Origin of the sequence: Bacillus sp. AM1(2019), from assembly GCF_009906915.1 — a bacterium.
In the GTDB taxonomy this organism is placed as follows: domain Bacteria; phylum Bacillota; class Bacilli; order Bacillales; family Bacillaceae; genus Bacillus; species Bacillus velezensis.
This window is the reverse complement of record NZ_CP047644.1, coordinates 1,140,634-1,165,692: the sequence shown is the minus strand read 5'-3', so window position 1 is coordinate 1,165,692 and position 25,059 is coordinate 1,140,634. Positions and strand designations below refer to the sequence as shown.

Below are 25,059 nucleotides of genomic sequence, written 5' to 3'. Positions count from 1 at the left end.
GCAATATATTCGTCTAAACTATCGGACGCTGCTCCTCATAGAATAAAAGGAAGACGAAAGGAGGCTTCACTATGGATATTTTCTCCAAAATGATGTTCGGCGATTCCAGAGACCGGGATAAAGAACCGGAAGAAAACCCGGAGCAGCCTCAGGCTGAAAACGAAGAAGAGATCGATTACAACCACGTGATGAATCAGCTGGGGTCCATCATGAACTCTCTGGATCAATTAAAGCCCGTATTTAAAGACTTCGCGCCGATGGTGTCCGCTATAAAGAAAAAAATCATGTGAAAAGCCACTTCATGAAAAGTGGCTCTCTTTATTTATTCAGCTCCCCGGCATCAGATCTGCCAAGCTCATACGCTTCCGCCATGACCGATGTAAACAGGTCCATAAACGGCTGAATCATTTCCATAGACAGATCTATGCCGGATTTCTCAAGCTCCGCCTTTGCTTCCGGCAGGTATTTCATCGCGATCTGCATAAATTCAAGAGACTTTTCATGCTGCATGTGTATCCACCTCTATTCATTTGACGGCAGTTCATTTGTTCGGTTATACGTTTTTACAAGGTCTGAGATTTTGTCTTGAAATGCTTTGTCCACCAGAGGGCTGAACGTCCCCATTTCAACGACTCCTTCCCTGAAATCAAAGTTGTGATCTCCGCTCTTGAGCGTACCTTTATTATATTGCTCGGCAATTAATGTATAGGCTTTATCTACGTTTTGCACCGTGCTTGTCAGCACCGTGTTTTTGCCGAGATTCGATTGCTCGGCGACATAGCCGATGGCGTAAAGCCCGTCTTTTTTGATTTGCTGAATGACAGGAACATTATACCCGTCTCCGGCCGGATATACAACATCCGTGCCTTCCGCTTTTAACTTCTCGTAAAGATGCAGCGCTTCATTGCCGTTATCCCAGTGGTCCGTAAATTCAGTATTGACGGTGATATCGGGTTTTTCATATTTCGCCCCTTTGATAAAGCCGTCTACTTCAGGCTGCCACAAAAAGGAGGCGATGACGCCGACCTCATTGGTTTTTGACATATGGGCGGCTGTCATTCCCCCGAAAAAGCCCATAGCTTCACCCATAAGATGAACGCTTGTGACATTATCGCTTTTCGCCGTTCCGTTTGCGACGACGAATTCCATGTCGGGATAATCCTTGCTGATCATATTGAAAATTTCCTCGTATTCATTTCCGTGCCCGTATAAAAGATTGACTCCTTTTTTATGAAAATCATCTATCGCTTTTAAAATATCTTCATCGGATCTGATATTTTCTTTATAATAAACGTCAACGTTAAATTCAGATTGTATCGCTAATAAACCTTTGTAACCTTTTGTGCCCCATACCAAGTCACTGATGGTATCGGGAAAAAGCATTCCGACCTTCTCAATTTTTCCTTTAAACGGAGTTTGTGCGCATCCGCTCAATAAAAGGAGGACAGAAAAGATCATGACAAGCCTGGTGATCAAGCCATGTTCAACCCCTTTTCAAACTCATAACATGTATAATTGATATACGTTTATTGTAGCGGTAATGCACATAACATGGAAGGTATTTCTTAAAAAATGTCGAATATTGATGAAAATTGTCTTTTCCACTCTTTAATTTTTTCTTCCGCTTCCGTTTTTTGCGTTTTTTCTTTTATTTCCAGGGTAATAATCTGGTTTTCGTCTTCTGTGCCGTCAGCCTCAAGCTGATTCATCAGCCCGCAGACTGCGTCTTCTAAAAAGATCCTGCTTTCGCCATCTTCTTTTGCTTCTGTCCACGGACCGTAAAGGGGAGGAAGGATAATCGCTTTTGCCGTATCCCGCTGACCGTTTTTTTCCCAGTCTCCGTGATCCTCACTGTAAACAATCCAATATAAAGGCTCAGCCCTTTCTTCAGGCAGACACCCGCTCCCGTATTGAACGCATATACGATCGTATTCCTTTTCACCGATTTCATCTATTATTTGAAAAAGCCCGTTTCTCGCGAGCCACATTAAACGTTCTTCTAAATACAGCTGCCTCGTTTTGTCCTCCGGTTCTGCCAAAATGACATCAACATGCACACCCTCATCCATCAACCGTTCGCACAATGAAAGGCCGAGAAATTCATCTGCTCCAATGATCAGCGCTGTCTTCATCACATCTGCCGCCTTTCCGGTTTTTCATTCGCACACAAGCCAAACAGCCCTCTGAAAAGAGATGGCTGTTGTATTCTATTCATTACAGGTCTTTTTCATGACTGCGGAAAAACCGGCAGATGGCTCTGTACATACGCGCAGGGTTCTCAAGCAGGTGATACGTGATATCAGTCTTGCTTCCGGTCTTTTCCCGGGCTTCTTTATACGCATTCGCATGCAGGGTGTACGGGTACGGCGCTCCGGTCGTTCTTTGCCATATATGTACCGGCACGCGGGTGCGGCAGCCGGTAATGGTCTGATAGCTCAGTGAGCTTGCCTCTTTTTCAGAAACACCGAAGCTCTGTGCCGTTTCCCTCAGAAACTGCTTATAAAAAAACTTATTTTCTTTCTCTGATTCAAAATGGGCTTGAAGGTCAAGACAAGGATCTAACATTGCGGCTGAACGGATATGCTCCGCTGAAGACTGCAGCAATTGATCGGCGATAAGGGCGCCCATGCCTTCTGCGAGCAAGTGTATTTTCGGATTGAGGGTTTCTTGTTTCAGCACATAATGCATCAGCTGTCTGGCGTAAAGGACGGCTTTTTCCGAACCCCAATGCCGCCCGTATAAATTGCTGTTAAAAATGGTGTACCCTCTGTCAAGCAGCACATGTAACAGCTGGTTTCTCCCTTCATGTTCGAGCCAAAAGCTTGAGTCCCGGCTGACAAAGTGGGTTCTGTCCCCCAGAATAAAGATACAGAAGCCATTCGGCCGATACGGCAGATGGATGACGTTCAGCTCAGATCCGAATTGGAAAAATCTTTCCGTAATCCCCATGCCTGCCCGCCTCCTTTTACTCCTAATCTCTCTATTGGCTATCATATGTAAGAAGAATGAAAACGGATCGGATAAACTCCTATTTGCTGCTATGTTTTGGCTATTATCCCAAGCACAGGAACCGAATTTTCCATCAGACGGCCGGACAGGCGGGCAAATGTCAGTTTCAGGCGCGCTTTTTGATGAGAAAATGACCTTCCGCCCGCGCTTTATGTATGGTATGATACAACGTAGAATAAAATGAAGGACGAGGTGGAAACGTGCGGTTTATTATCGGTTTTATTTGGACGTTCCTTTTAACACATATGGCCTGTTATTTGGTCGCCTCCATGAACAGCGCGGCGTACAATTTCAAGCAATCATCCGTTATTGCCGTGGTTATTGCGGTGCTAGTCTTTGTTCTTGCGGAGATCATGCCTGTCAAACAGGATGCAAGCCAGCATTAAATAAAAAAACCTGCTATTCAGCAGGTTTTTTTGTGTTCACGGTTTTCGTTGATACGTCCACAATCTGTTGTGGTTTGAAGTTTCAGGGAACATTTCTCCCACTGTAAGCTTGATTTTTTGCGGATTTTTGACCATGCTTCCCGTTTCGCCGATTTCAACGTACACACCGTTATTCGGCGCTTTTTGTCCCGGGCGGAATTGATGCTGCTGTCCCACGTCATTTCCTCCTTTTTCTTTTTTATGTAGTATGCGCTTGTATGCGGAGAAATATCAAAAACCGCTGAATGAGATTCAGCGGTTTTTTTGTTCATCCTGTTTGTAAAGAAGAGCTTTCAGGAGCGCTTTTTGCGCGTGAAGCCGGTTTTCCGCCTGCTGAAATACCGCAGAGTTCGGACCGTCGATAATCTCGGACGTGACCTCTTCTTCCCGATGCGCGGGCAGGCAATGCAAAAATGTATAGTCGGGTTTGGCGAGACTGACGAGTGAGGCGTTGACTTGATACGGGGCAAACACATTCAGCCGCTGCTGCGTCTCTTCCTCCTGCCCCATGCTCGTGAAGACGTCGGAGTAAATCACGTCTGCATCCCGCACCGCTTCCTGCGGATTTTCGGTAAGGGTGATTTTCGCTCCGGAAACAGCCGCCGCTTCTTTTGCAGCATTTACCGCCTCTTCCTCTACTTCATAGCCTTTCGGCGAAGCAATCGCAATGTCACAGCCCATTTTTGCGCAGCCGATCATAAGTGAATGCGCCACATTATTTCCGTCACCGATATAGGCGGCTTTTACTCCTTTCAGTTTTCCTTTTATTTCTTGTATCGTTAACAGATCCGCGAGTGCCTGACACGGGTGATACCGGTCGGTCAGCCCGTTTATGACGGGAATGTCTGCATGCTCGGCAAGCTCTTCGACTTTTTCATGCTCAAAGGTGCGGATCATAATGGCATCAACGAAGCCGGACAGCACCTTCGCCGTATCCGCGACCGTCTCCCCCCGCCCAAGCTGCAGGTCGCTGCTTGAAAGAAATAGTCCCGTTCCCCCGAGCTGGGCCATTCCCGCTTCAAAAGACACACGTGTGCGGGTTGAAGATTTTTCAAAAATCATCGCCAATGTTTTCCCTTGGAAAATCGGCTGTATCGGATGTTGTTTTAATAATGAAGCTTCTGTCAGAAGCGCTTTGATGTCTGACGGGCTGACATCTTTTAAGGAAAGAAAATCTTTGCCGTACAAATGGGTTAATGTGTGTTCCGCTTTTATTGTGTGCATGATGCCACTTCCTTTTGATAAAGATCTTTGAGCGATACAGGCTCAGGTTTGCCGGAGCCGCTTGCTAAAAATGCCTTTACGGTTTCCGGTTCAGTAAAGACCGTCACACCGTGCGTCATGGCTTCAATCCGTTGTTTACGCGCTTCTTCAGAGTGATTGAAATTGATATGGACCGCTTTATCCTTTCGCTCTGCCCATGCCGGGAACGCATCTTTGCATACCGTAAATCCCGCCTCTTGAGCCTGACGTTCCAATTCCGCATCACAGCCTTCCAGATAGATGCTGCCTTTTTTCTCCCAGACGTGCGCGTAGATTTTTTTCAGGGCGCTTTCTGCGTCAAACGCGACACACATGCCTTCTCCGGTCGACTTCATTTCCGGCCCGGGCTTTACGTCCACATCCTGAATGGCGTGCGAAGAAAAAACCGGGAATTTCACTGCCGTTCCGTGCTGATTTTGAACCTCGGGCTTGATGTCTTTAAGGGAAGCGCCGGCCAGCAATCTGGCGGCAAGCGGGATCATCGGCACCCCCATCACCTTAGACACGACAGGAACCGTGCGGCTTGCCCGCGGATTCACTTCAAGAACGAGAATATCCCCTTTGTCATCAATGACAAACTGAATGTTCATGATGCCTTTAAAAGCCAGTTTTACCGCGATTTTTTCGGCGGCCTCTTTTATATTCCGCTGCATATCAGGTGTGACAGACGGACCCGGAAGAATCGCAAAACTGTCGCCCGAATGGACGCCGGCCCGTTCAATGTGCTCTGTGTAAGTCGGCACGAATACTTCATGTCCGTCGGAAATCAGATCGATCTCCAATTCTTTTCCTGTAATGTACTGATCGATCAAAATCGGATACGGCATGCCCGCTTCATTTTCCAGCAGTTCTGACATTTGCGCTTCTGAATCAACGATGATCATGCCCATCCCACCGATGACATAAGACGGACGGATCAGCACAGGGTAGCCGATTCGGCTTGCTTTTTCCGTTGCTTCTTCTTTTGAATAAGCGGTTTCGCCTTTGGCATGTTTCAGGTCAAGGTCATCAAGCAGCTGATAAAACAGATCCCGATCCTCCAGCGCATCAAGGGTTTCAAAGGATGTTCCGAGCAGCGGAATGCCCGCTTTTTCCAGCGGTTCAGCGGCATTGATCGCGGTCTGCCCCCCAAACTGGACGATGGCAAAATCAATGTTTTCATGTTCCGCCACGTTCAAAATATGTTCTGTTGTCAGCGGTTCAAAATAAAGCCGGTCAGCGATTTCATAATCCGTGCTTACTGTTTCCGGATTGTTATTGATCATAATCGTTTCATACCCCAGCTTTTGCAGGGTCAGAACGCCGTGGACGGCGCTGTAATCAAATTCCACTCCCTGACCGATGCGGATCGGGCCTGAGCCGATGATGAGGGCGCGTTTTTTCTCTTTTCGGCTGATGTCTCCGTCGCTTTCCCCAAGGTAGGTGGAGTAGAAATAATTCGTCTTGGCATCAAATTCAGCGGCGCATGTATCTACGATTTTAAACGACGGGACGATGCCTGATTTCTTTCTGAGAGCACGGATGTCTTCTTCCGTTTTTCCCGTGAGAGATGCGATCATGACATCCGTGAAGCCTTTTACCTTCGCCTGCTTTAAAAGCGGCATAGACAGATGATCCCCTTCTTCCATCAGCTTGTTTTCCAATGTGATGATATTTCGGAATACATGGAGAAAAAACGGGTCAATTTTCGTTTTGGCATGGATGTCTTCTATCGTTTCACCGCGGCTTAACAGTTCCATGACGACGAAAAATCTCCGGTCATCCGGCGTTACCGCTAAGTCCCACAGCTGATTGACCGCACAGCCGCCGAGTTCAGGCAGGCGGGTGCCGATCGTTTTCAGCTCAAGGGAGGCCGCCGCTTTTTGAATGGCCGCTTCCATATTTCTTTCAATCGCCATGACCTCACCCGTCGCTTTCATCTTCGTTCCGAGCGTGCGGTCGGCATGTTTAAATTTATCAAACGGCCAGCGCGGGAATTTGACGATGACATAATCAAGCGCCGGTTCAAAGCTTGCATAAGTAGAGCCCGTCAGCGGATTTTTCAGTTCATCAAGCGTATAGCCGACGGCAAGTTTCGCCGCCATTTTGGCAATCGGATAGCCGGTCGCTTTTGACGCGAGAGCTGAAGAGCGGCTGACACGCGGGTTCACTTCAATGACATAGTACTGTTTGCTGAACGGATCCAGCGCAAATTGAATGTTGCAGCCGCCGACCACATCCAGCGCCGAAATAATCGCCAGGCTTGCTGAACGCAGCATCTGATATTCTTCATCCGTTAACGTCTGGGACGGTGCGACGACAATGGAGTCCCCTGTATGCACGCCGACGGGATCGATGTTTTCCATATTACAGACGGTGATGCATGTATGATTGCTGTCGCGCATGACCTCATATTCGATTTCTTTAAAACCGGCGATGCTTTTTTCGACGAGGCATTGGCTGATCGGGCTTGCTAACAGCGCCTGTTTAATAAGCGTCTGAAACGCTTCTTTCGTTTTCGCGATTCCGCCTCCCTTTCCGCCTAACGTGTACGCCGGTCTCAGAATGACCGGAAATCCGATAGACTCAGCGAAACGGAGGGCGTCTTCTTCGTTGTCGACGATTTCGCTTTCCGGAACGGGCTGATCGAGCTCTTTCATCAGGGCGCGGAACTGCTCCCGGTCTTCGCCTTTTTGAATGGTTTCCACCGATGTTCCCAAAAGCTTGACGTGATGCTTCTTCAGCACGCCTGCTTCTTCAAGCTTAACGGCTAAATTCAATGCCGTCTGGCCGCCCAAATTGGCAAGCAGACCGTCCGGTTTTTCTTTTTCAATAATGGCCTCGATGCTGTCGGTTGTGAGCGGTTCAAAATATATTTCATCGGCAAACGCCTCATCCGTCATAATCGTTGCCGGGTTGTTGTTGACTAGAATAACGCGGTATCCTTCTTCTTTCAGAGCCATGCAGCCCTGCGTTCCTGAATAATCAAATTCTGCCGCCTGGCCGATGATGATGGGGCCGGAGCCGATGACTAATATGCTGGAAATGGTTGTATCTTTAGGCATGAGCGATTTCTCTCCTTGCTGGTATCACTTTCTCTAGAAATTCATCAAATATCCACTCGCTCTCAGCCGGTCCGGGGTGAGCTTCAGGGTGGAACTGGACGCTTAATACGGGAAGGCGCTTATGAATGAGCCCTTCCACTGATGTATCATTGACATGATGAAATCTGATGGACAGCTCGTTTTCGTCAATTGATGCTTCATCAACGACATAGCTGTGGTTCTGGCTTGTCATAAACACCCGTTTCGTTTTCCGGTCAATGACGGGATGGTTGGCACCCCTGTGGCCGAACGGCAGCTTATACGTATTTCCTCCGAAAGCCAGGGCAATCAGCTGATGCCCGAGGCAAATGCCGAGTGCGGGGAAATCACTGAGTAATGATGTAATCCGGTTCATGTACGGCGCAATCGCTTTCGGGTCGCCCGGGCCGTTTGAGAGCACGATTCCGTCGGGCTGAATGTCGTAAACAGCGTTCATCTGCTGATACGGAATGACCGTTACTTTACAGCCGCGCTTTACAAGTGACGAGGCGATTGATTTTTTATAACCGAAATCAATCAGCGCAATATGCCGGTCTCCATTCCCCATTGACGTGATGTCTTCAGACTGCGCCAGCTCCGCCGGGTTTTCTGTTCCGGATGCTGCCGGAATTTCTCCTGTTGTTGACACGGCAGCGTTCATCGTGCCGCCGGAGCGGATGGTTTTGACGACGGCCCGTGTGTCCACTTCGGTTAAGAGCGGGATGTTCCATTTATTTAAATACTCTCTCAAGCTTGAGACTGCTTCGTGGTGAGAATAATGTTCACACGCTTCATAGACGGCAACAGCCTTGACTTGAGGAATCTTACTTTCAAGGTCTTTTTCATTAATTCCGTAGTTTCCGATCAGCGGATACGTAAAGACGACGATCTGACCCTTATATGACGGGTCTGTAAGCACTTCCTGATAGCCCGTCATTCCGGTGAAAAAAACCGCTTCGCCAACACAGCGGGCGTCTTTTTCAAGTTCACCGCCGAATGATGTTCCGTCTTCCAATACTAAATAGCCTTTCATCTAAAGCCCACCTCTTGATGAATAATTAATTAAAAATATGAATTTTTATACTTTAATATCGAAAAAAAATTACCGTTTCATTGCCGAATGCGCTTCGATCGCTGCCTTAAGCATACTGACGGCCGACAGCATTTCTTCTTCAGAAACCGTAAGCGGCGGGAGCAGCCTGATGACATTCGGTCCGGCCGGAAGCACGAGAAGCCCGCGTTCCTGCAGATCTCCGATGATGCCGGACACGGGACCTGCGCATTCAATGCCGATTAATAACCCTTTTCCGCGGATTTCTTTTACAAAAGGCCCTGTCAGTTCACGGTTCAGCTGCGCTTTTAAAAATGATCCTTTGTCTGCCGCCGCCTGGAGAAAGTCCGGCTGAAACACAATATCCAAGGTTGCTTTCACAGCTGCCATGGCAAGCTTATTGCCGCCGAAAGTCGTACCATGCGTACCCGGCGTAAAGGCGTCTCCAAGCTTCTTTTTGCCGATCACGGCTCCGACGGGAAAACCGTTTCCAAGCCCTTTCGCAGCAGTGATGATGTCCGGAGAGATGCCGAAATGCTCATAGCCGAATGCCTTGCCCGTCCGGCCGATTCCGGTTTGAATCTCGTCTGCGATAAGCAGCGCCTGTTTGTCTTTGCAAAATGTCTGTAAGGCTTCGATGAATTCCGGATCGGCGGGATTGACTCCCCCTTCTCCCTGCACCGTCTCAAGCATGACGGCGGCGATATCATCCTCTTTTGAAAGCGTGCTGAATGCCGACGGATCATTGAACGGAAGATAGTGAAAGCCTTGAAGCATCGGTCCGAAACCGGTCTTGATTTTGTCTTGTCCGGTGGCGGCCATCCCCGCATAGGTCCGTCCGTGAAAGGATTGATGAAATGTTACAATTTTTGTCTTTCCCGTTGCTTTACGGGCAAGCTTAATGGCGCCTTCATTCGCTTCGGCCCCGCTGTTGCAGAAGAAAACGAGATCCCCCGCGCTATGTTCGGCAAGCTTTGCCGCGGCTTTTTCCTGAAGATCATTTTCAAACAGATTGGAAACGTGCCATACGCTGTCAAGCTGTTCTTTCACCGCTTCTGTGACCTCATCATGACAATGGCCGAGATTGGAAACGGCGATGCCCTGAATAAAATCGAGATACGTTTTTCCGTTTTCATCCTCTGCAATTGTCCCTTTCGCTTTTTTGATATCGATGGGCCAGCGGCTGTAGGTTTGAAATAGACTGCTCATGACACGCTCTCCTTTTCTTTGACGATTTTTGTTCCTTGGAAGGCTTGATCGGTGAAAAACGCTCCTTTTCCGTTTACGATCATCACTTCCTCGACATCTTCACTCAGTGCCGATAATGCCGAGTTTACCTTCGGAATCATCCCTCCTGAAATCACGCCGTCATCTATGAGGGCCTGAATCTCTTGCGGCGTCAAAGTATCCAGCCTGTTCTCTCCGTCCATAATTCCTTCGACATCCGTGACAAATAAAAGTTTGTCGGCGTGTAAGGCTGAAGCGACGGCCGATGCCGCGGCGTCTGCGTTGACGTTCAGCGTTTCGAAATCACTTGTCATGGAAAGCGGAGCGATAACGGGAATGATGCCTTCTTTCATTAATGCGTGAATGATTGACGGATCGGTTTTTTGTATTTCGCCGACTTCTCCGTATTTGTCTTGATTAAGATAGGATGCTTGAAGGAGACCGCCGTCCTTTCCTGATATTCCCGCGGCTTTCAGCCCGTTTTTCGCGAGTTCGGTTACGAAAAATTTATTGATCGTCCCTGACAAGACCATTTCCGCTGTTTCCAGCACCGGTTTGGTCGTTTTCCGCTGTCCATCGACAAATTCCGTTTCAATCTGCAATGTTTTCAGCATTTTTGAAATGTCCGGGCCGCCTCCATGGACGACGGCAATGTTCCAGCCCGATTGCATAAGCTCTTTTACATTTTGAAAAAAATCGGCGGATAACTCGCGGATTACGCTTCCGCCGCACTTAAAAACGATCGTTTTCTTCATGCCGCTCCCCTTTGTTATGTGCGATAGCTCGCATTGATTTTGATATAATCATAGGTTAAGTCACAGCCCCATGCCCGGCCGCTGCCGGATCCTTCCTGCAGGCGGACTGCAATCGCAATCTCATCACCTGATAAGTACTCTTTGGCATCAGTTTCCGAAAATGGCTGAGGTTCGTTGTGTTTAAACAGACACTGACCGCCGAGGAAAACTTCCACTTGTTCGGCCGTTACGCTTGCCGCACTGTGCCCGATTGCGCCGATGATGCGCCCCCAATTGGCGTCTGTACCGTAAACGGCGGTCTTCACAAGGCTTGAGCCGACGATTTTTTTGGCGATAATATTCGCCTCAAGGTTATTTTTCGCGCCTTCGACTCTGGCTTCAATTAATTTCGTCGCTCCTTCACCGTCTCTGGCAATATCTTTGGCAAGGTCTTCGCATACAAGCTTTAACCCCTTTTTAAATGCCGGCCAGTCAGGGTGCTGCTCCGTCAGGCAATCATTCCCCGCGCAGCCGTTTGCCATCACAAGCACCATGTCATTCGTCGATGTTTCTCCGTCAACGGTGATTTGGTTAAATGAAACATCCGTAATCTCTCTGAGCGCGTTTTTGAGCGCCTGTTCTTCCACGGCCGCGTCCGTTGTGACAAAGCCGAGCATTGTCGCCATGTTGGGGTGGATCATGCCGGAGCCTTTCGCCGCTCCGCCGATCGTGATGATGTCTCCGCCGATCACCAGTTCATAACACGTCTGTTTCGTCACTGTATCCGTCGTCAAAATGGCTTCTTCAAATGCTCCGGACACGGACGGCGCTTGACCGAGCTGTTCAATGCCCGCTTGAATTTTTTTCATGTCTAAAAGCTCGCCGATCACCCCGGTTGACGAAACCGCAACAAGCTCCGGCTCAATGCCGAGCTGGCACGCGAAGCCGTCCCGCATTTCATAGGCGTCCTTTAATCCTTGGTCTCCCGTACAGGCGTTGGCAATCGCGCTGTTGACGATAACCGCCTGAAGCACACCCTCTTTTTTCAGGCTGGCTTGCGTCACTTTCAGCGGCGCTGCCTGAAAATGGCTCTGCGTATATACCGCTGCACTGACTGCAGGCGCTTCGCTGATAATCGCTCCGAGATCTTTTTTTGAATAGCGCAGACCGCAGTGCACGCCCTTTGCCTCAAACCCTTTCGGCGAGGATACGCCGCCTTTTATTTTCGTGATTTCCTCACTCAGCTGAATCATATTTTCGAATCCCTCTTTCGTTCTATGGATAGACTGGCGTCATCGTAAGTCCCGTTTCTTCCTGCCAGCCATTCATGATATTTAAATTTTGAACCGCCTGCCCTGCGGCGCCTTTCATCAGATTATCTATGACAGAAACGATGGTGGCACGGTTTGTTCTTTCATCCACGGTGACACTGATATCACAAAAATTGCTGCCGTATACCTCTTTCGTCGCCGGAAATTCACCTTCCGGCCTGATTCTGACAAAATATGAATCTTTGTAGAATTCGGAATACAATTCTCTTACCTGTGCAGCAGACATACCCGGAGGAGCCTCCGTATACATCGTCGCCATAATGCCCCTTGTCATCGGCGCCAAATGAGCGGAAAACGTGATCGGGCCTGTGCCGGGCTGCCAAGCCGCTAATTGCTGTTCAATTTCCGGAGTATGCTGATGCTCATTAACCTTATAAATTTTGAAATTATCATTCAGCTCAGAATAATGAGTGCCCATGGATGCTTTTCGGCCGGCGCCGGATACGCCTGTTTTCGCATCAACAATCAGAAATGAATCTTGTAAAAGCTTATTCTTCGCCAGCGGGGCGAGCCCGAGCAGCACAGCCGTCGGAAAACATCCCGGATTGGCAATCAGCTTTGCAGTCTGAATCTCTTTTTTTTGCAGTTCGGCTAAACCGTAAACCGCGTTTTGAATCGTTTCTTCCGGAGCGGCCTTCCGCTTATACCACTTTTCATACACGGCCGGGTTTTGAATCCGCAGATCGCCGGATAGATCAATGACCGGGATGCCCGCCTCCGCCAGCTTGGGCGACCACTCTCCGGAGACGCCGGGCGGCGCGGCTATGAACATGACATCAATTTCGTTTCGGATCGTTTCTATGTGAAGCGGCTGAAGTGATTGTGACGCTATATTCCTCAAATGCGGATATGAAGCGGCATATTCTTTTCCTTCGTCGCTCGATGAATATAATATACAATCCTCTGCATAAGGGTGATGGTTAAGAATCCTGACAAGTTCGGCGCCTCCATAACCAGTAGCGCCTATAACACCTATTTTCAACGGGTTCACCTTCTTGGTTTTTGTGAAATTATTTAACATTATAACATGAATAAAAATTAATTCAATTGTATATTTAATATTTTTTCATTCATTTTCCATCTGTTTTCGCTGACAAAAAAACTCCCTCTCGTTCGAGGGAGTTCCATAAGAAAAACAGGCTGATCGGATCAGCCTGTTTTCTTCAGCATCATCAGCCCGCTTATAAAAAACAGCACGGAGCTGGCGTAAAAAATAATATAAACCGTAAAGAAATCAGCGAGAAACCCGCCGAGAATAATGGCGGCAGCTGAAAATACGGCCGTCCAGAAATGATAGCTGCCGACTTTTTTTCCCCGCTCCCCGCCGTCGGTGTAATCGGCGATCATGATTTTCTCGCCGTGTTTTTGCATCGCGCCGAACAGGCCCAAAAGCACCTGCACAACATAAACCTGGTGCACGCCGGTAATGTGCGGGAGCGTCAGAAGAAGCACCGCCATCCCCCACGAATTCGCCATAAGGAACCAGCGGGGATCCAGTCTTGCCGACAGCCGGCCGAGCAGCGGATGAATCAATGCGCCGCTCAGGCCGAACAAGCCGTATGAGAGACCGAATTGCGTGTAGCTGGAACCGATGTTTTTAATAAATAAAATATAAAACGGAAAGATCAGGCTGCCGGCAAAAAAGACACTGCTCTGTGACAGGATCAGCCATTTTAAATGGTTGTGTTTCATGATTTGTACCTCTGATAAAAATAATTCATAAACAAGTCATCCGGATCATATTTGTGTTTTTTCTGAAAGAACATATCGCTTTTCGGATATGCCTCGCGCATCTGCTCTTTCGTTTGATACAGCATATACGGGAGATAATAACTGCCGCGGTGGCGCAATGCCGTATCCGTCATTTTTCTGACAATCCGCGCCGCACTCGCCTGGCCGTCTTTTGAAAACCCTTCATTGATTAAAAGAACGAGTGAAAACATGTCTTCCTTTGCGTATGACAGATCGGCTTTTTCATTTTTTTGCACGTAGCGGATCGTAATATTTACGAGATTGAGATCTTCATGTGACAGCGTCTTGCGTAAATCATGAATGTACGGCGCAAATTCGCCGACGGGCACGAAGTATTCTTGTAGCACATCGGTGTTGTCCGTGTTTTCATATTCCAAAAATTTCGACTCTGACCGCATGACATTGTTCCTGGAGACTTTCACGCCGTTTTGGCTGAGAAAATAAGATTGCTGGGTTGACCAGAACCAATTTCTGCCCCAGTCATACCGGCGGGAGAGGCCAAGCGCGAATTTCGTCAGCGCCGGATGCTCATCTTCTTTCAGTTCATTGTGCTGCTTTAATTCTTTCTGATTGTCTGAGAGCGTGTAATCAGTCACATACATATCGCGCAAAAAGCCTTTATCCCCTGTTGCGATCCGTGCGAGATGCATGCGCACGGCGGGGTTGCGCTGAACATGCTGCGTAAAATATTGACTGTATGTATCAGCGTTCATGCGTTTCGTTTTCATTTCATAAAGCTCATCATCCGTCAGCTCAATATCCGCGTCAAGGATGACGCCGAACAGGCCGTAGCCGCCGATGACGGCTGAAAACAGGTCATCTTTCGGAGTAACGGTGATGACTTTGCCGTCCGCCTTTAAAAGATGAAACGATTTGACCGTATCAATCAGCGAACCGTACCGGATATCCCGGCCGTGGGCGTTGGCGCTCAGTGAGCCGCCGATCGTAAAAATGTTTTGCGATTGCATGACTTTTACCGCGAGCCCGTACGGATTGACATAGCGCTGAATATCATTCCACGTCGCTCCCGCCTGCACTCTGATGATTTTTTTCTTTCGGTCGAGACCGAGTATTTTGTTGTAGCCCGTCATGTCGAGAACGATACCGTCTTCATAATACGTCTGGCCGCCCATTGAGTGCTGGGCGCCTGCGATTGAGATCTTCAGATGCTTTCTCTTTGCTTCCTTAATGGTTTCGATCAATGTTTCTTTCTCTTTTCCTTTGACCGTCTGCTTAATTTTCACGGGCATGAGACGGCTGACATCCGTCATTGTCCCTGCCTGCTGCTCCGGCTCTTTGTGAAAAGCGGAAACAGCGAACAGCGCCGTATAAACAAGAATGCTAAGGATAATGAGAAGTAATTTTTTCTTCATGGGTTCCTCCCTCGCATGCAGCCGGTCTATTATATCATGCCTTACGTCCGTTTTTTTCCTTTTTAACCCGATACCGGAAAACACACGGCATAAAAAATACACAGAAATCCTTAAAATGATTTTTTAGTCAGTATATAATCGATATATATGCAGATGTATTACCAAAGGGATTGTTTAAAACAAACATGTTAAATGAGGTGGGGAAAATAAACATAAAAGGAATCAATCATCTTCTTTTTTCTGTTTCAAATTTGGAAAGATCTATAGAATTTTATGAAAAAGTATTTCATGCACAACTCCTGGTTAAAGGGCAAAAGACAGCATATTTTGATCTGAACGGGCTTTGGCTTGCACTTAACTTAGAGGCGGATATACCAAGAAATGAAATACATAAATCTTATACGCATATGGCCTTTACAATTGATCCAAAAGATTTTGATGCAATACATCAACGGCTAAAAAATCTAAATGTAAATATATTAAATGGGCGTCCAAGAGATAAACAAGATCAAAAGTCAATTTATTTTACTGATCCCGATGGGCATAAATTTGAATTCCACACAGGCACACTCCAAGACAGACTGTCCTATTACAAAAAAGATAAACCTCATATGAAATTTTATATATAAAGGTTTGTTTGCGATCCAAAACAAACCCTCACTGTCGCTTATATGCAGACAAAAGAAAAGCACCTCCAAACTTTAGGATGTACCTAAAATCCGAGGTGCATTTTCTTATTACTGAATCCCTAATGCGATTTTTGCGTAGCGTGACATTTTGTCTCTTGTCCACGGCGGATTCCAGACGATGTGGACCTCCGTCTCTTTTACATCCGGAATGTCGGCGAGCGCTTTTTTCACCTCGTCGACGATGATCGGAGCGAGCGGGCACCCCATTGATGTCAGTGTCATCGTAACGTGCGTCAGGCCGTCGTCATCCATATCAACGTCGTATACAAGGCCGAGATTGACGATATCGACGCCGAGCTCAGGGTCAACAACCTGCTCCAAGGCGCCCATGATGTTTTCTTTTAATGCTTCTTCCACGTTCCATCACTCCTTTTTCCTCAGTATAACGTAAAAGCGGGTTTTGTTAACACCTTTGTGCTTTATAAATGCTTATCGAACCAGGCGACGGTTTCTAAAACGGCGTATCTCGGGACTTTATGATCAGCCCGTTCGTCTTTCAGAAACTGAAGATGGTCAGGCCGGCTGCTGTAATGAGGTTTAATCGTTTCATAAAAGCCGCGGGTCGGTGCATACGGAACGACTTTGTCTTGAACGCCGTGCCAGAACAGCAGCGGGCGGCTCCGGAGTTTTTCCGGTTCCAGACTGAGATCAAACGGTTTGAGCCGCGCAAACAGTTCATCGACCTGTTCTTTTGTGACGTCAATGTCGATGTCCTGCTTTTGAATGTGGTCAATCTGCTGCTGAAAAAACGCCGTATAGTTCGGGCTTCCCATCAGACTGACGCCGGCTTTGACCCAATCATACGCGGCCATCGCGCCGAATGTCGTAATTCCGCCCATTGACGTGCCCGCAAGACCGATCCGCCCGTCTTCAATCAGACCGCGCGCTTCAAAATCCTTTTTCAGCACGTCAAGCTCCTCGATTTCATTTAATACAATGTCCCAAAAATGGACGGCGAGCTCTTCTGCTGACAGCTGTTCAGCGCGTTCACCGTGGTAAAGAGCTTCCGGCAGCACCGCCCTGAAGCCCTTTTCAGCAAGCAGGTAAGCGAAATGAAGATTATGCTCCTTCGCGCTTGTAAAACCGTGAATAAAGAAAACAAGGGGAGCGGGACGGTCCCGATTTTCTTCTTTTACAATATGTAAAAACGGAATGCCTGATACGGTTTGATGATCAATAAGAATCACGTTGACTCCCTCCTTAGGATAACCATAATCATAAGTGTAACATGTAGACAATAAAGATGGTAAAAAGCTACACTGTACATAAGTGAAAAACAGCAAATCATATGACAAAAGGAGTTATTTATGGAGACAAAACCTTATCTCATCGCCTTAGATCTGGATGGAACTTTATTAAAAGACGATAAAACCATTTCCCCTGAAACGGCACGGACGATTCAGAATCTGAAAGAAGCGGGTCATCATGTCTGCATCTCAACCGGGCGCCCGTTCCGTTCCAGTTCGATGTATTATGACGAGCTTGGGCTGACAACGCCGATTGTCAATTTTAACGGGGCATTTGTCCACCACCCGAAAGACGAATCATGGGGACGCTACCACACGTCTTTATCGGTCGATGTGGTCAGACAGCTTGCCGAACTTACAGAGACCTATCAAATACATAATGTGCTCGCTGAGGTCATTGATGATGTGTACTTCCATTATCATGATGAGCATTTAATTGAGGCGTTTCATATGAATACGGCGAATGTCACATTCGGCGATCTGCGTGAAACGGTCAAGGAGGATGTAACGTCCGTATTGATTCACGCGAAGGAAGAGGACGTCGCGGACATACGCGCGCATTTATCCGATGTGCACGCCGAGGTCATTGACCACAGAAGATGGGCGGCTCCGTGGCATGTGATTGAAATCATTAAACACGGGATGAATAAAGCGGTCGGCCTGAAGAAAATCAGCGACTATTACCAAGTGCCGAGAGAACGGATCATCGCGTTCGGCGACGAAGACAACGATCTTGAAATGCTCCGGTTTGCCGGGTGCGGCGTAGCGATGGGAAACGGCACGGATGAAGTCAAACAGGCCGCAGACCGCGTCACGGGATCAAATGAAGCGGACGGAATCGCCGAATTTTTAAAATCCTATTTCTCCCTGTGAGGTTTTGCCGCTCATAACACAAAGCCTTCCGCCCATACTAAAACAGACGACTCATCTCGTCTAAATATGGAAGGGGGACATTGCAATGGGTAAACGAAACAAATCAAAACGGTTTATTCAGCAAGGCAAGGACTCTGTCAGTCTTCATGACGCAAGATTTCCATATCGGTCTACATTAGAGGAAGCACAGCATGATGCAGCAAAAGATTCGGCTGAAAGGCAGGTTGACTTTTAATGAGAAACGAACTGTTTTCTCAAGCCAAGTCATTTGTCCAGCAGGCCGTCATGATTGCTAACGGTTTCGAGGACGGCGATCAGGAAAAAGCTGTCTCACGCGCCAAAAACGCCGTGTCTTCCGCGTACGCCAATTCGACGGATGCAGAACGTCAGCAGCTGCACCAATTTCAGGATCAGCTGGAGAAATTGCAATAAAAAAAGGCGCCCCGTTTAGACGAGGGCGCCGCTTTTTTATTTCACTTCAAATGTTTTTACCGTTTTCAGCCTTTTTCCGATCTGATCGGACTTCCCTAAAAACGTCACCGTCACCGTGTATGTTCCCGGACCGGGCACGTTCTTCCACACATCTGAAAAGTCATACGTTTCATTCGGCATTAAAGTCACGGTTTGAAACGCCTGAGTAAACATTTTGTCTTTTGAATAGCGGTACAGTTCTTTGTGATGTTGGTCATGTACGGTCAATTCGAATTTCTGCCCTGAGCTGAATGTGAATTCGATCGGGCTGCCGCTTTTGTTTTTTAAAGACATTTGAAATTCGATCTGCTGATCCGTCTGCACAGGGTTTACGGCTAATTCCGCTTGCTGTTCATTCATCTCTCCGGATACCTCCTCAGCGGGCTCCTTCTGCCCGGATTGACTGCTGCACCCGATCAATAAAATGACCGGTAATAACAGGCCAAACAGCCACTTCATTCTATCCGCTCCTATCAGTCTTTTCTGAAGAAACCAAAGATCCCCGTCGTTTGCACGATGTTTGTGAAGGCTTTCGGGTCGACTTCTTTCACGATTTTCTCAAGGTCATACAATTCGTACCGCGTGATGACGATGATCATCATTTCTTTCTGTTCGTTTGTGTAAGCGCCTTTTGCCGGCACCGTCGTAATGCCGCGGACCATTTTCCCGTAAATCGCTTCTTTGATTTCATCGGCTTTTTTCGTAACGATCATGGCGGTCAGTTTCATGTGGCGGGTGTGAATGGCGTCAATCACCCTTGTTGTGACATACAGAGCGACAAGGGTATATAATGCTTTCTCCCATCCTTGCAATAATCCTGCCGTCAAAATGATAATCCCGTTCAAAATGAAGAAATATGTGCCGACCGGTTTATCCTTCCATTTGGCCAGCACCATCGACACGATATCAAGACCGCCTGTCGAAGCGCCGAATTTCAGCGTTAAACCGATGCCGATAGCTGAGATGACTCCTCCGAATACGGTATTCAGAAGAATATCGTGCGACAGTCTCATTTCCGGGAGAATTCCCATAAAGACGGACGTCATCGCTACGCTTAATATGCTGTATACGGTGAATGATCTGCCGACTTTCAGCCACCCTAACACACCGATGGGAATGTTTAAGAGGAACATGAGAACTCCTGTCGAAATATAAAAGGGGGCGTATTGATCAACGACGCTTGACAGCAGCTGGGCGACACCGGTAAAACCGCTGGCATATACATTCGCCGGTATCAGGAATAAATTCAGTCCCGCCGCATACAGAAACGCGCCGATGACGACGATTGCTAATTTTTTTGCTTGTTCTAGTACCATGGCTTGCTCCTCCGCTCATTTTCATTATTAGCTTTTCCCTTAAAACAAAGTTTTGAACACTATTTTGCCACATTTATATGATATAGTTGGCATCACTCTCACCAATCGGAAAGAAGGGAATTATGATGACAGTTCACCTTATTGCTGACAGCGCCTCTGACCTGCCGAAATCTTATATTGAAGAAAACCGGATCGGGTTCATTCCGCTGCACGTAACACTTGACGGAAACGAATATGAGGACGCGGTCACCATTCAGGCGGATCATATATTTCAAGCGATGCGGGACGGGAAAGTTCCGAAAACATCCCAGGCATCACCGGATACGATAAAAAAAGTATTTTTACAATATGCGGAACTGGGAGAACCGGCGATATACGTCGCCTTTTCCTCAGGTCTTTCCGGCACCTATCAGACGGCCGTAATGATCGCCAATGAAGTAAAAGAGGAATTTCCCGATTTTGATTTACGGATTGTAGATTCCAAATGCGCTTCATTGGGCTGCGGCCTCGCGGTGATGCACGCGCAAACACTCTGTGTTAACGGGAATACAATACAAGAAATCGAAACGTCTGTAAAGAGCTTTTGCGCACGGATGAAACATATATTTACGGTCGATGATGTCGCTTATCTCGCGCGGGGCGGCAGAATTTCAAAAACGTCCGCTTTTGTCGGGGGGCTTTTGAACATCAAACCGATTCTGCATGTGGATGACGGCAGGCTCGTGCCGCTCGAAAAATTGCGCGGACAAAAGAAACTGTTTAAACGGATTATAGAAATGATGAAGGAAGAAGGCGGCGATTGGGCGGATCAAACCGTGGGAATCAGCTATGCAGATAATGAAGAGACGGCGCTTCGGATGAAGGAAATGATTGAAGAAGCGTTCCATCCGAAAGAGATCATTCTTCATTCAATCGGCTCTGCGATCGGCGCCCACTCCGGGCCGGGCACGCTCGCGATTTTTTTCCTGAAGCCATAATTTCAATGCGGGCGGGCATCCTAACGGACAGAAGGGAGGCTTTGCCGCATGAAAGATGATGACAAAAAACCGTTGGACAATAACGCCGTAAATCAGAAAAAGAACCGGCTTGCCGAAAAAAACCGGCAGGCGGGAAAAAACCAGAATTCCAAAAAACCGGACCATCTGTAAAAGCAAAACAGCCCTCTTTGTCTTAGAAGAAAGAGGGCTGTTTTTTGTTCTATATGCGTCTAACATCACTTATCACGAATCCGCTTTCAGGCAATGCCGGCATTCTGGACAGGCTGAAGCTTAAATCTTGGGACGGAACATCGTACTCTATTTCATTGGCAAGAAACGCAAGGGAAGTTTTCATGACTTCCACGGTCATTCCCTCACCCGGACAGCGGTGGCCGTTAGCCGGATCACCTCCGCCCTGGGGAATGAAATCAAATTTATTTTCCTCCCGCCCCTGAAAACGTTCCGGGCGAAATTCATTCGGATTCTCCCAAAGCCGGGAATCATGGTTTGTCCCATATAGGTCAAGCATGACGGAAGCACCCTTTTTAAACTCACAGTTCTTCCATACGAAATCTTTTTTCACAACGGCTCCTAAAAACGGGGCAAACGGGTAATACCGCCGAACTTCATGTGCAAATCTTTCGGCCTCCTGATCATCTCTCGATCTCAGTTTGCCCCGATATTCAGGGTAATCATGCAATGCAAGAGCTGAAAACGTAATGAAGTAAGAAATGGCGGCAATCGGGCGCAGAACATTAATAAGCTCAACAGCAGCCATGTGAGAATCAAGTCTGTTCCCGTCAAGTTCTGTATGAAAAGCCATTTCATACAAGGCTGAGCCCTCCGGCGTTTGCAGCTTGCCGGACCGCACATCCTCAATGACCTCCTCTATCCATTTCTCCGTTTTCAGCCTCGCCCTTCTGCCTTTCCAATGACGCGGTCCGACAGCGCCGAATGCGTCTACCATATCGGTGAAATCCTCTGCCCGTTCTTTCACTTCTGAGTCTTTCAGCGGGACGCCGGCCCACTCACAGGCAGCCCGGCACAGCACTTTCTTCGCTTCATCAAAAAGGACAATTCGGTTTGAACCCTCCCACATTTCCGCAGATGCTTTCCACTGTTTTGCCACCGCTTCCGCAAGCCGTTTTTGCCGGGGCGGCGTCATCAGCGACATAAATAGAAGCTTCCTGTGCTTATGCCGTTCACCGTCCATTGCCTGGATTGCCCCTGTTCCGAATAACGTTTTCTGCACCCGTTTGGGGAGGGCCTGCTGCCGCTGAAATCGTTCTGTGTCATAAAAAAGCTTTGCGGCTTCCGCTCCGCTCATACAAATGAATGTCTTCCCTAATAAACGGGCGCGAAACACATCTGAGCGATAAGTCTCCGCTCGGTTTTTCACAAATACATAACCATCGCGTAATAAAGCCAGACTATTATCAAGACCCTTTTCATGCGGAATTTGTTCATCCATCCCGATTCCTCCCTTCTTTTTTCACCTTTCACGAAAAAGAATAAATATAAACACATGTATATTCAGTATTTGTGTTTCATTCAGAAGTTACTCATGTCAGGCTGCAAAAATCAGGGGCGGGGCAAAAGCCCGTTACAAAGTAAACCGGCGGACCTGATCGTTTAACCGCTCTGTCAGGCTCACCAGATTATTGACGCTTTCCGCCATTTTATGAAAAGAAGACAGCTGCTCAAGCGCGGAGGCAGAAATCTCTTCGCTTCCTGCAGCCGTTTCCTGAACGACGGCGCTGATGCTTTCGGCATGATGCAGCACTTGCTCACCAAGCTGTTTCGATTCGATGATCCGTCCGTCCAATTGAGTAAGCTCCGCTTTAATATGGGCGGCTTTTTGTTCAATATGGACGAATGATTCTGATGTTTTCTCCATCAGCTCCTGCTGTCTGTCCGCTAAAGCGACGCCGGTCGTGACAGCTCCGGTAATAGATGTGATGCCGTCTTCAATTTGCTTTACCATATCGAAAATCTGCGCGGTCGCTTTAGCTGATCCGTCTGCGAGCTTCCGTATCTCCTCGGCAACGACGGCAAATCCTTTTCCGGCCTCGCCTGCTCTGGCCGCCTCGATTGCGGCGTTTAATGACAGCAGATTGGTCTGGCCCGCAATGTCAGAAACGGTCTGCGCCATCATACTGATGCCTGCCGCATGCTCTATGAAGAGATCGGCGGCTTTGGAAATCTCTTTTGATGTCTCATTGCTTTTATCAATGGCTTGCTTGGTCTCGGCTAAAGCACCGCGCCCCGCAGCCACCGCCGCAATCGTCTCTTCGCTGCTTCTCGTCGTTTGTTTTGAACGTTCGGCGTTCGCCTTTGAATGTTCATCCATTTGTTCAATGAATTGCACCGCATGCTGCAGATCTTCTGAAATGGTTTGGGAGCCTTGCGCCATTTCTTCCGTCGACACGGACACCTGCTCGGTCATGTCCTTCAGCGTCTGGTTTTCCTTCGTCAAACCTTCCGCAAACGTCTCGACTTCACGGCCGACCTCTCCGATCGCCTGAATTAAGGTGCGGAGCTGTTCAGCCATCATTCCGAATGAGTCATTCAGCTCTTTCAGTTCGTCTTTCCCTTTATAATCAAGCATTTCAACAGCAAGGTTCCCTCCCGCAATACGACGGGCATTTTCAGCCATGCGGCGTATCGGCCCTGCAATTCTCCTCGTCAGCCTGATGGAAGATATGACGGTGACGGCAAGTATCACGATGGTCAGCACGGCTGCGCTGTAAACGATAAACTGAATCTGGTCAGCCGTATGCTTCTGCATGTCTTCATAGTGATCCCGGCTTTTCAGATTCAGCATATAAATATCATTCAGAAGACCGTTGATGCGGGCCGCCGTCCTTGTCGCTTCAGCCGGGCTTTTCGAATCAAGAGCAGCGTCCGCCTCCGCCTGCCACGATTCGTATTTTTTGGCGAGTTTGTCATAAGCGGCTTTGTCCGCATCGTCCGTCATCGTTTTTTCGAGCGCCGCCAGTTTGTCTGAGCTGCTTTTCATATAGCTTCGCACATCTTCTTTCTGGGCGTCTGCGAGCGTATAGGAATAGTCGGTGATGCTTTCTTTTAACGTATTAAGGTCAGCTTTTGCTTCCTGGACGTTTAACAGCGCGTCCACTTCATCTTCATTTGAAGCCTGAATCTTCATCATGTTTACGATGGTAAAGCCGATGACGGCGGCGAAGCAAATCATCGTAACGGCTGCGTTAACGAGCAGCCTTGTCCGTAATGTCACTTCAGATCGCCTCCTTTTTCAATCAGGCTGTTTTTCATATCCGTGATCTTTTTCGCCAGCCCGCCTGCGTTTTTGACAACTCTGATCTTGGCTAATTCCATGCCGTTTTCCTTCAGTCCGTAAACGATCTCACCGCTTTTGATCTCCTTGTTGTCTTTTAAATCTTTCGCCAATTCATAGATGACATGGTCGACATTTTTCACTAAAGAAGAGATAACGGCGTGCTCGGCGGTGTAATATTGATCGCTGTCAACACCGATGGCGTATACTTTTTGCGCCTCCGCTTCTTTCAGTGCGCCGACGCCCGTGAAGCCGGCCGCCGTAAACAGGACATCGGCTTTTTTTCGGATCATGTTTTGGGCGATGCGCTTCCCGAGCTTATCATCATCAAACGTACCGCTGATGTCCGACAGCACGCGGATTTTCGGTTTGACTGATTCCGCGCCTTTCAGATAGCCTTTTTTAAACCGTTTAATGACGTCGGCATCTGAACCGCCGATAAATCCGATCGTGCCGGTTTTGCTCGTCATAGCCGCCAGCGCTCCGGCTAAGAAGCTTCCTTCATCCTCTTTAAACGTGACGGAGGTGACATTATCCAGGTCTGATACGGAATCAATCAGCACAAACCGCTGCTTCGGATATTTTTTGGCGACCTTTTCTAAATCCGCCTGCATGCTGTAACCGAGCCCCACAACAAGATCATTGCCTTCCCGGACAAGCTGGGTCAGTCCTTTTTCGTATGTACCGGTATCTTTTATTTCCCGGTAATCAAATGTGATGCCGAGCTCGTCTCTCGCTTTCATCAAACCTTGAAAGCCTGAATCATTAAATGATTGGTCGCCGAGGCCGTTGTCTGTCAGCATGATGCCGATTGTTTTCGTTTTTTCGGCCGCCGTTTCCTCAGATTTGCCGGCACATCCCGCCGTGCTGAGCGCAAGCAGCAGTACAGCCGCAAATATCGCCATTTTTCTCATTGAAACTCTCCTTTTGTTTTTTCTATAGTTAT

Annotated in this window: 29 protein-coding genes; 8 read left to right on the top strand and 21 right to left on the bottom strand. The window is 47.9% G+C overall.

Annotated elements, in window-relative coordinates; translation table 11 throughout:
• Nucleotides 1–71: 71 nt before the first annotated feature.
• Entirely contained in the window at nt 72–290 is a 219-nt protein-coding gene (locus GNE05_RS06020; RefSeq protein ID WP_007409123.1) for a hypothetical protein, read from the top strand.
• Between the two features lie 28 nt (nt 291–318).
• On the opposite strand, the gene GNE05_RS06015 is transcribed toward GNE05_RS06020, so the two are convergent.
• The 4 genes from GNE05_RS06015 to GNE05_RS06000 all read right to left on the bottom strand — a co-directional run bounded on the left by GNE05_RS06015 (nt 319) and on the right by GNE05_RS06000 (nt 2,949).
• Nucleotides 319–510, bottom strand: a complete 192-nt coding sequence (locus tag GNE05_RS06015) for a ComZ family protein (RefSeq protein ID WP_003155061.1) — start codon at nt 508–510, stop codon at nt 319–321.
• Nucleotides 511–522: 12 nt separating this feature from the next.
• Complete coding sequence (locus tag GNE05_RS06010) at nt 523–1,476, bottom strand: BMP family ABC transporter substrate-binding protein (protein ID WP_007409125.1); 954 nt, start codon at nt 1,474–1,476, stop codon at nt 523–525.
• 89 nt (nt 1,477–1,565) lie between these two features.
• The gene (locus GNE05_RS06005) at nt 1,566–2,132 is read right to left on the bottom strand and encodes a Rossmann-fold NAD(P)-binding domain-containing protein (RefSeq protein ID WP_017417444.1); all 567 of its coding nucleotides are present in this window, start codon (nt 2,130–2,132) and stop codon (nt 1,566–1,568) included.
• A gap of 82 nt (nt 2,133–2,214) precedes the next feature.
• A complete protein-coding gene (locus GNE05_RS06000) occupies nt 2,215–2,949 on the bottom strand; it encodes a lipase family protein (RefSeq protein WP_080130436.1) in 735 nt (244 codons plus the stop codon).
• A 260-nt stretch (nt 2,950–3,209) separates the two neighbouring features.
• Here GNE05_RS06000 and GNE05_RS05995 point away from each other — a divergent pair, with 260 nt between their 5' ends.
• A complete protein-coding gene (locus tag GNE05_RS05995) occupies nt 3,210–3,395 on the top strand; it encodes a YjzD family protein (protein ID WP_007409129.1) in 186 nt (61 codons plus the stop codon).
• A 36-nt stretch (nt 3,396–3,431) separates the two neighbouring features.
• On the opposite strand, the gene GNE05_RS05990 is transcribed toward GNE05_RS05995, so the two are convergent.
• The 10 genes from GNE05_RS05990 to GNE05_RS05945 form a co-directional block, all read right to left on the bottom strand.
• On the bottom strand, nt 3,432–3,611 hold the full coding sequence (locus GNE05_RS05990) for a YjzC family protein (protein ID WP_003155070.1): 180 nt from the start codon (nt 3,609–3,611) through the stop codon (nt 3,432–3,434).
• 75 nt (nt 3,612–3,686) lie between these two features.
• Nucleotides 3,687–4,658, bottom strand: a complete 972-nt coding sequence (gene argF / locus GNE05_RS05985) for an ornithine carbamoyltransferase (protein WP_007409130.1) — start codon at nt 4,656–4,658, stop codon at nt 3,687–3,689.
• Complete coding sequence (locus GNE05_RS05980; protein ID WP_063095701.1) at nt 4,646–7,741, bottom strand: carbamoyl-phosphate synthase (glutamine-hydrolyzing) large subunit; 3,096 nt, start codon at nt 7,739–7,741, stop codon at nt 4,646–4,648. The genes argF and GNE05_RS05980 overlap by 13 nt, the downstream gene beginning before the upstream one ends.
• Nucleotides 7,734–8,792, bottom strand: a complete 1,059-nt coding sequence (locus GNE05_RS05975; protein ID WP_160182558.1) for a carbamoyl phosphate synthase small subunit — start codon at nt 8,790–8,792, stop codon at nt 7,734–7,736. The genes GNE05_RS05980 and GNE05_RS05975 overlap by 8 nt, the downstream gene beginning before the upstream one ends.
• 69 nt (nt 8,793–8,861) lie before the next feature.
• Entirely contained in the window at nt 8,862–10,019 is a 1,158-nt protein-coding gene (locus tag GNE05_RS05970) for an acetylornithine transaminase (RefSeq protein WP_063095704.1), read from the bottom strand.
• A complete protein-coding gene (gene argB / locus GNE05_RS05965; protein WP_032871177.1) occupies nt 10,016–10,792 on the bottom strand; it encodes an acetylglutamate kinase in 777 nt (258 codons plus the stop codon). Before argB ends, GNE05_RS05970 begins: the two co-directional genes overlap by 4 nt.
• A gap of 14 nt (nt 10,793–10,806) precedes the next feature.
• A complete protein-coding gene (gene argJ, locus GNE05_RS05960; protein ID WP_063095706.1) occupies nt 10,807–12,024 on the bottom strand; it encodes a bifunctional ornithine acetyltransferase/N-acetylglutamate synthase in 1,218 nt (405 codons plus the stop codon).
• A gap of 22 nt (nt 12,025–12,046) precedes the next feature.
• Nucleotides 12,047–13,084, bottom strand: a complete 1,038-nt coding sequence (gene argC / locus GNE05_RS05955) for an N-acetyl-gamma-glutamyl-phosphate reductase (protein WP_160182557.1) — start codon at nt 13,082–13,084, stop codon at nt 12,047–12,049.
• 167 nt (nt 13,085–13,251) lie between these two features.
• Nucleotides 13,252–13,794, bottom strand: coding sequence for an MFS transporter (locus GNE05_RS05950; RefSeq protein WP_003155082.1), 543 nt, complete (start codon nt 13,792–13,794; stop codon nt 13,252–13,254).
• Entirely contained in the window at nt 13,791–15,227 is a 1,437-nt protein-coding gene (locus GNE05_RS05945) for an FAD-binding oxidoreductase (protein ID WP_160182556.1), read from the bottom strand. Before GNE05_RS05945 ends, GNE05_RS05950 begins: the two co-directional genes overlap by 4 nt.
• Nucleotides 15,228–15,412: 185 nt before the next feature.
• On the opposite strand from GNE05_RS05945, the gene fosM reads away from it, so the two are divergent.
• The gene (fosM, locus tag GNE05_RS05940) at nt 15,413–15,856 is read left to right on the top strand and encodes a FosM family fosfomycin resistance protein (RefSeq protein WP_014417395.1); all 444 of its coding nucleotides are present in this window, start codon (nt 15,413–15,415) and stop codon (nt 15,854–15,856) included.
• A 108-nt stretch (nt 15,857–15,964) separates the two neighbouring features.
• Here the strand turns inward: fosM and GNE05_RS05935 are convergent, their stop codons facing one another.
• A complete protein-coding gene (locus GNE05_RS05935) occupies nt 15,965–16,273 on the bottom strand; it encodes a metal-sulfur cluster assembly factor (RefSeq protein WP_003155088.1) in 309 nt (102 codons plus the stop codon).
• A 62-nt stretch (nt 16,274–16,335) separates the two neighbouring features.
• On the bottom strand, nt 16,336–17,103 hold the full coding sequence (locus GNE05_RS05930; protein ID WP_007409140.1) for a prolyl oligopeptidase family serine peptidase: 768 nt from the start codon (nt 17,101–17,103) through the stop codon (nt 16,336–16,338).
• 120 nt (nt 17,104–17,223) lie between these two features.
• On the opposite strand from GNE05_RS05930, the gene GNE05_RS05925 reads away from it, so the two are divergent.
• From GNE05_RS05925 to GNE05_RS05920, 3 genes are all read left to right on the top strand, one after another.
• On the top strand, nt 17,224–18,036 hold the full coding sequence (locus GNE05_RS05925) for a Cof-type HAD-IIB family hydrolase (RefSeq protein ID WP_061861339.1): 813 nt from the start codon (nt 17,224–17,226) through the stop codon (nt 18,034–18,036).
• An 85-nt stretch (nt 18,037–18,121) separates the two neighbouring features.
• Complete coding sequence (locus GNE05_RS20945; RefSeq protein WP_003155094.1) at nt 18,122–18,271, top strand: hypothetical protein; 150 nt, start codon at nt 18,122–18,124, stop codon at nt 18,269–18,271.
• Nucleotides 18,271–18,468 (top strand): DUF3813 domain-containing protein, encoded by a 198-nt coding sequence (locus GNE05_RS05920; RefSeq protein ID WP_003155097.1) that lies wholly within the window; start codon nt 18,271–18,273, stop codon nt 18,466–18,468. Before GNE05_RS20945 ends, GNE05_RS05920 begins: the two co-directional genes overlap by 1 nt.
• A 36-nt stretch (nt 18,469–18,504) precedes the next feature.
• Here GNE05_RS05920 and GNE05_RS05915 read toward each other — a convergent pair whose 3' ends face one another.
• Together GNE05_RS05915 and GNE05_RS05910 are read right to left on the bottom strand one after the other, a co-directional pair.
• The gene (locus GNE05_RS05915; RefSeq protein ID WP_160182555.1) at nt 18,505–18,966 is read right to left on the bottom strand and encodes a BsuPI-related putative proteinase inhibitor; all 462 of its coding nucleotides are present in this window, start codon (nt 18,964–18,966) and stop codon (nt 18,505–18,507) included.
• A 14-nt stretch (nt 18,967–18,980) separates the two neighbouring features.
• Nucleotides 18,981–19,823, bottom strand: a complete 843-nt coding sequence (locus GNE05_RS05910; protein WP_007610547.1) for a YitT family protein — start codon at nt 19,821–19,823, stop codon at nt 18,981–18,983.
• Between the two features lie 125 nt (nt 19,824–19,948).
• On the opposite strand from GNE05_RS05910, the gene GNE05_RS05905 reads away from it, so the two are divergent.
• Together GNE05_RS05905 and GNE05_RS05900 are read left to right on the top strand one after the other, a co-directional pair.
• Nucleotides 19,949–20,800, top strand: a complete 852-nt coding sequence (locus tag GNE05_RS05905; protein WP_045207102.1) for a DegV family protein — start codon at nt 19,949–19,951, stop codon at nt 20,798–20,800.
• Nucleotides 20,801–20,848: 48 nt separating this feature from the next.
• Nucleotides 20,849–20,971 (top strand): hypothetical protein, encoded by a 123-nt coding sequence (locus GNE05_RS05900; protein WP_003155105.1) that lies wholly within the window; start codon nt 20,849–20,851, stop codon nt 20,969–20,971.
• A gap of 49 nt (nt 20,972–21,020) precedes the next feature.
• Here GNE05_RS05900 and GNE05_RS05895 read toward each other — a convergent pair whose 3' ends face one another.
• The 3 genes from GNE05_RS05895 to GNE05_RS05885 form a co-directional block, all read right to left on the bottom strand.
• The gene (locus GNE05_RS05895; RefSeq protein ID WP_061862063.1) at nt 21,021–22,271 is read right to left on the bottom strand and encodes a CYP152 family fatty-acid peroxygenase CypC; all 1,251 of its coding nucleotides are present in this window, start codon (nt 22,269–22,271) and stop codon (nt 21,021–21,023) included.
• Nucleotides 22,272–22,403: 132 nt separating this feature from the next.
• Complete coding sequence (locus tag GNE05_RS05890) at nt 22,404–24,053, bottom strand: methyl-accepting chemotaxis protein (RefSeq protein ID WP_128496557.1); 1,650 nt, start codon at nt 24,051–24,053, stop codon at nt 22,404–22,406.
• Nucleotides 24,050–25,027, bottom strand: a complete 978-nt coding sequence (locus tag GNE05_RS05885; protein ID WP_072177114.1) for a BMP family lipoprotein — start codon at nt 25,025–25,027, stop codon at nt 24,050–24,052. Before GNE05_RS05885 ends, GNE05_RS05890 begins: the two co-directional genes overlap by 4 nt.
• Between the last annotated feature and the right edge of the window lie 32 nt (nt 25,028–25,059).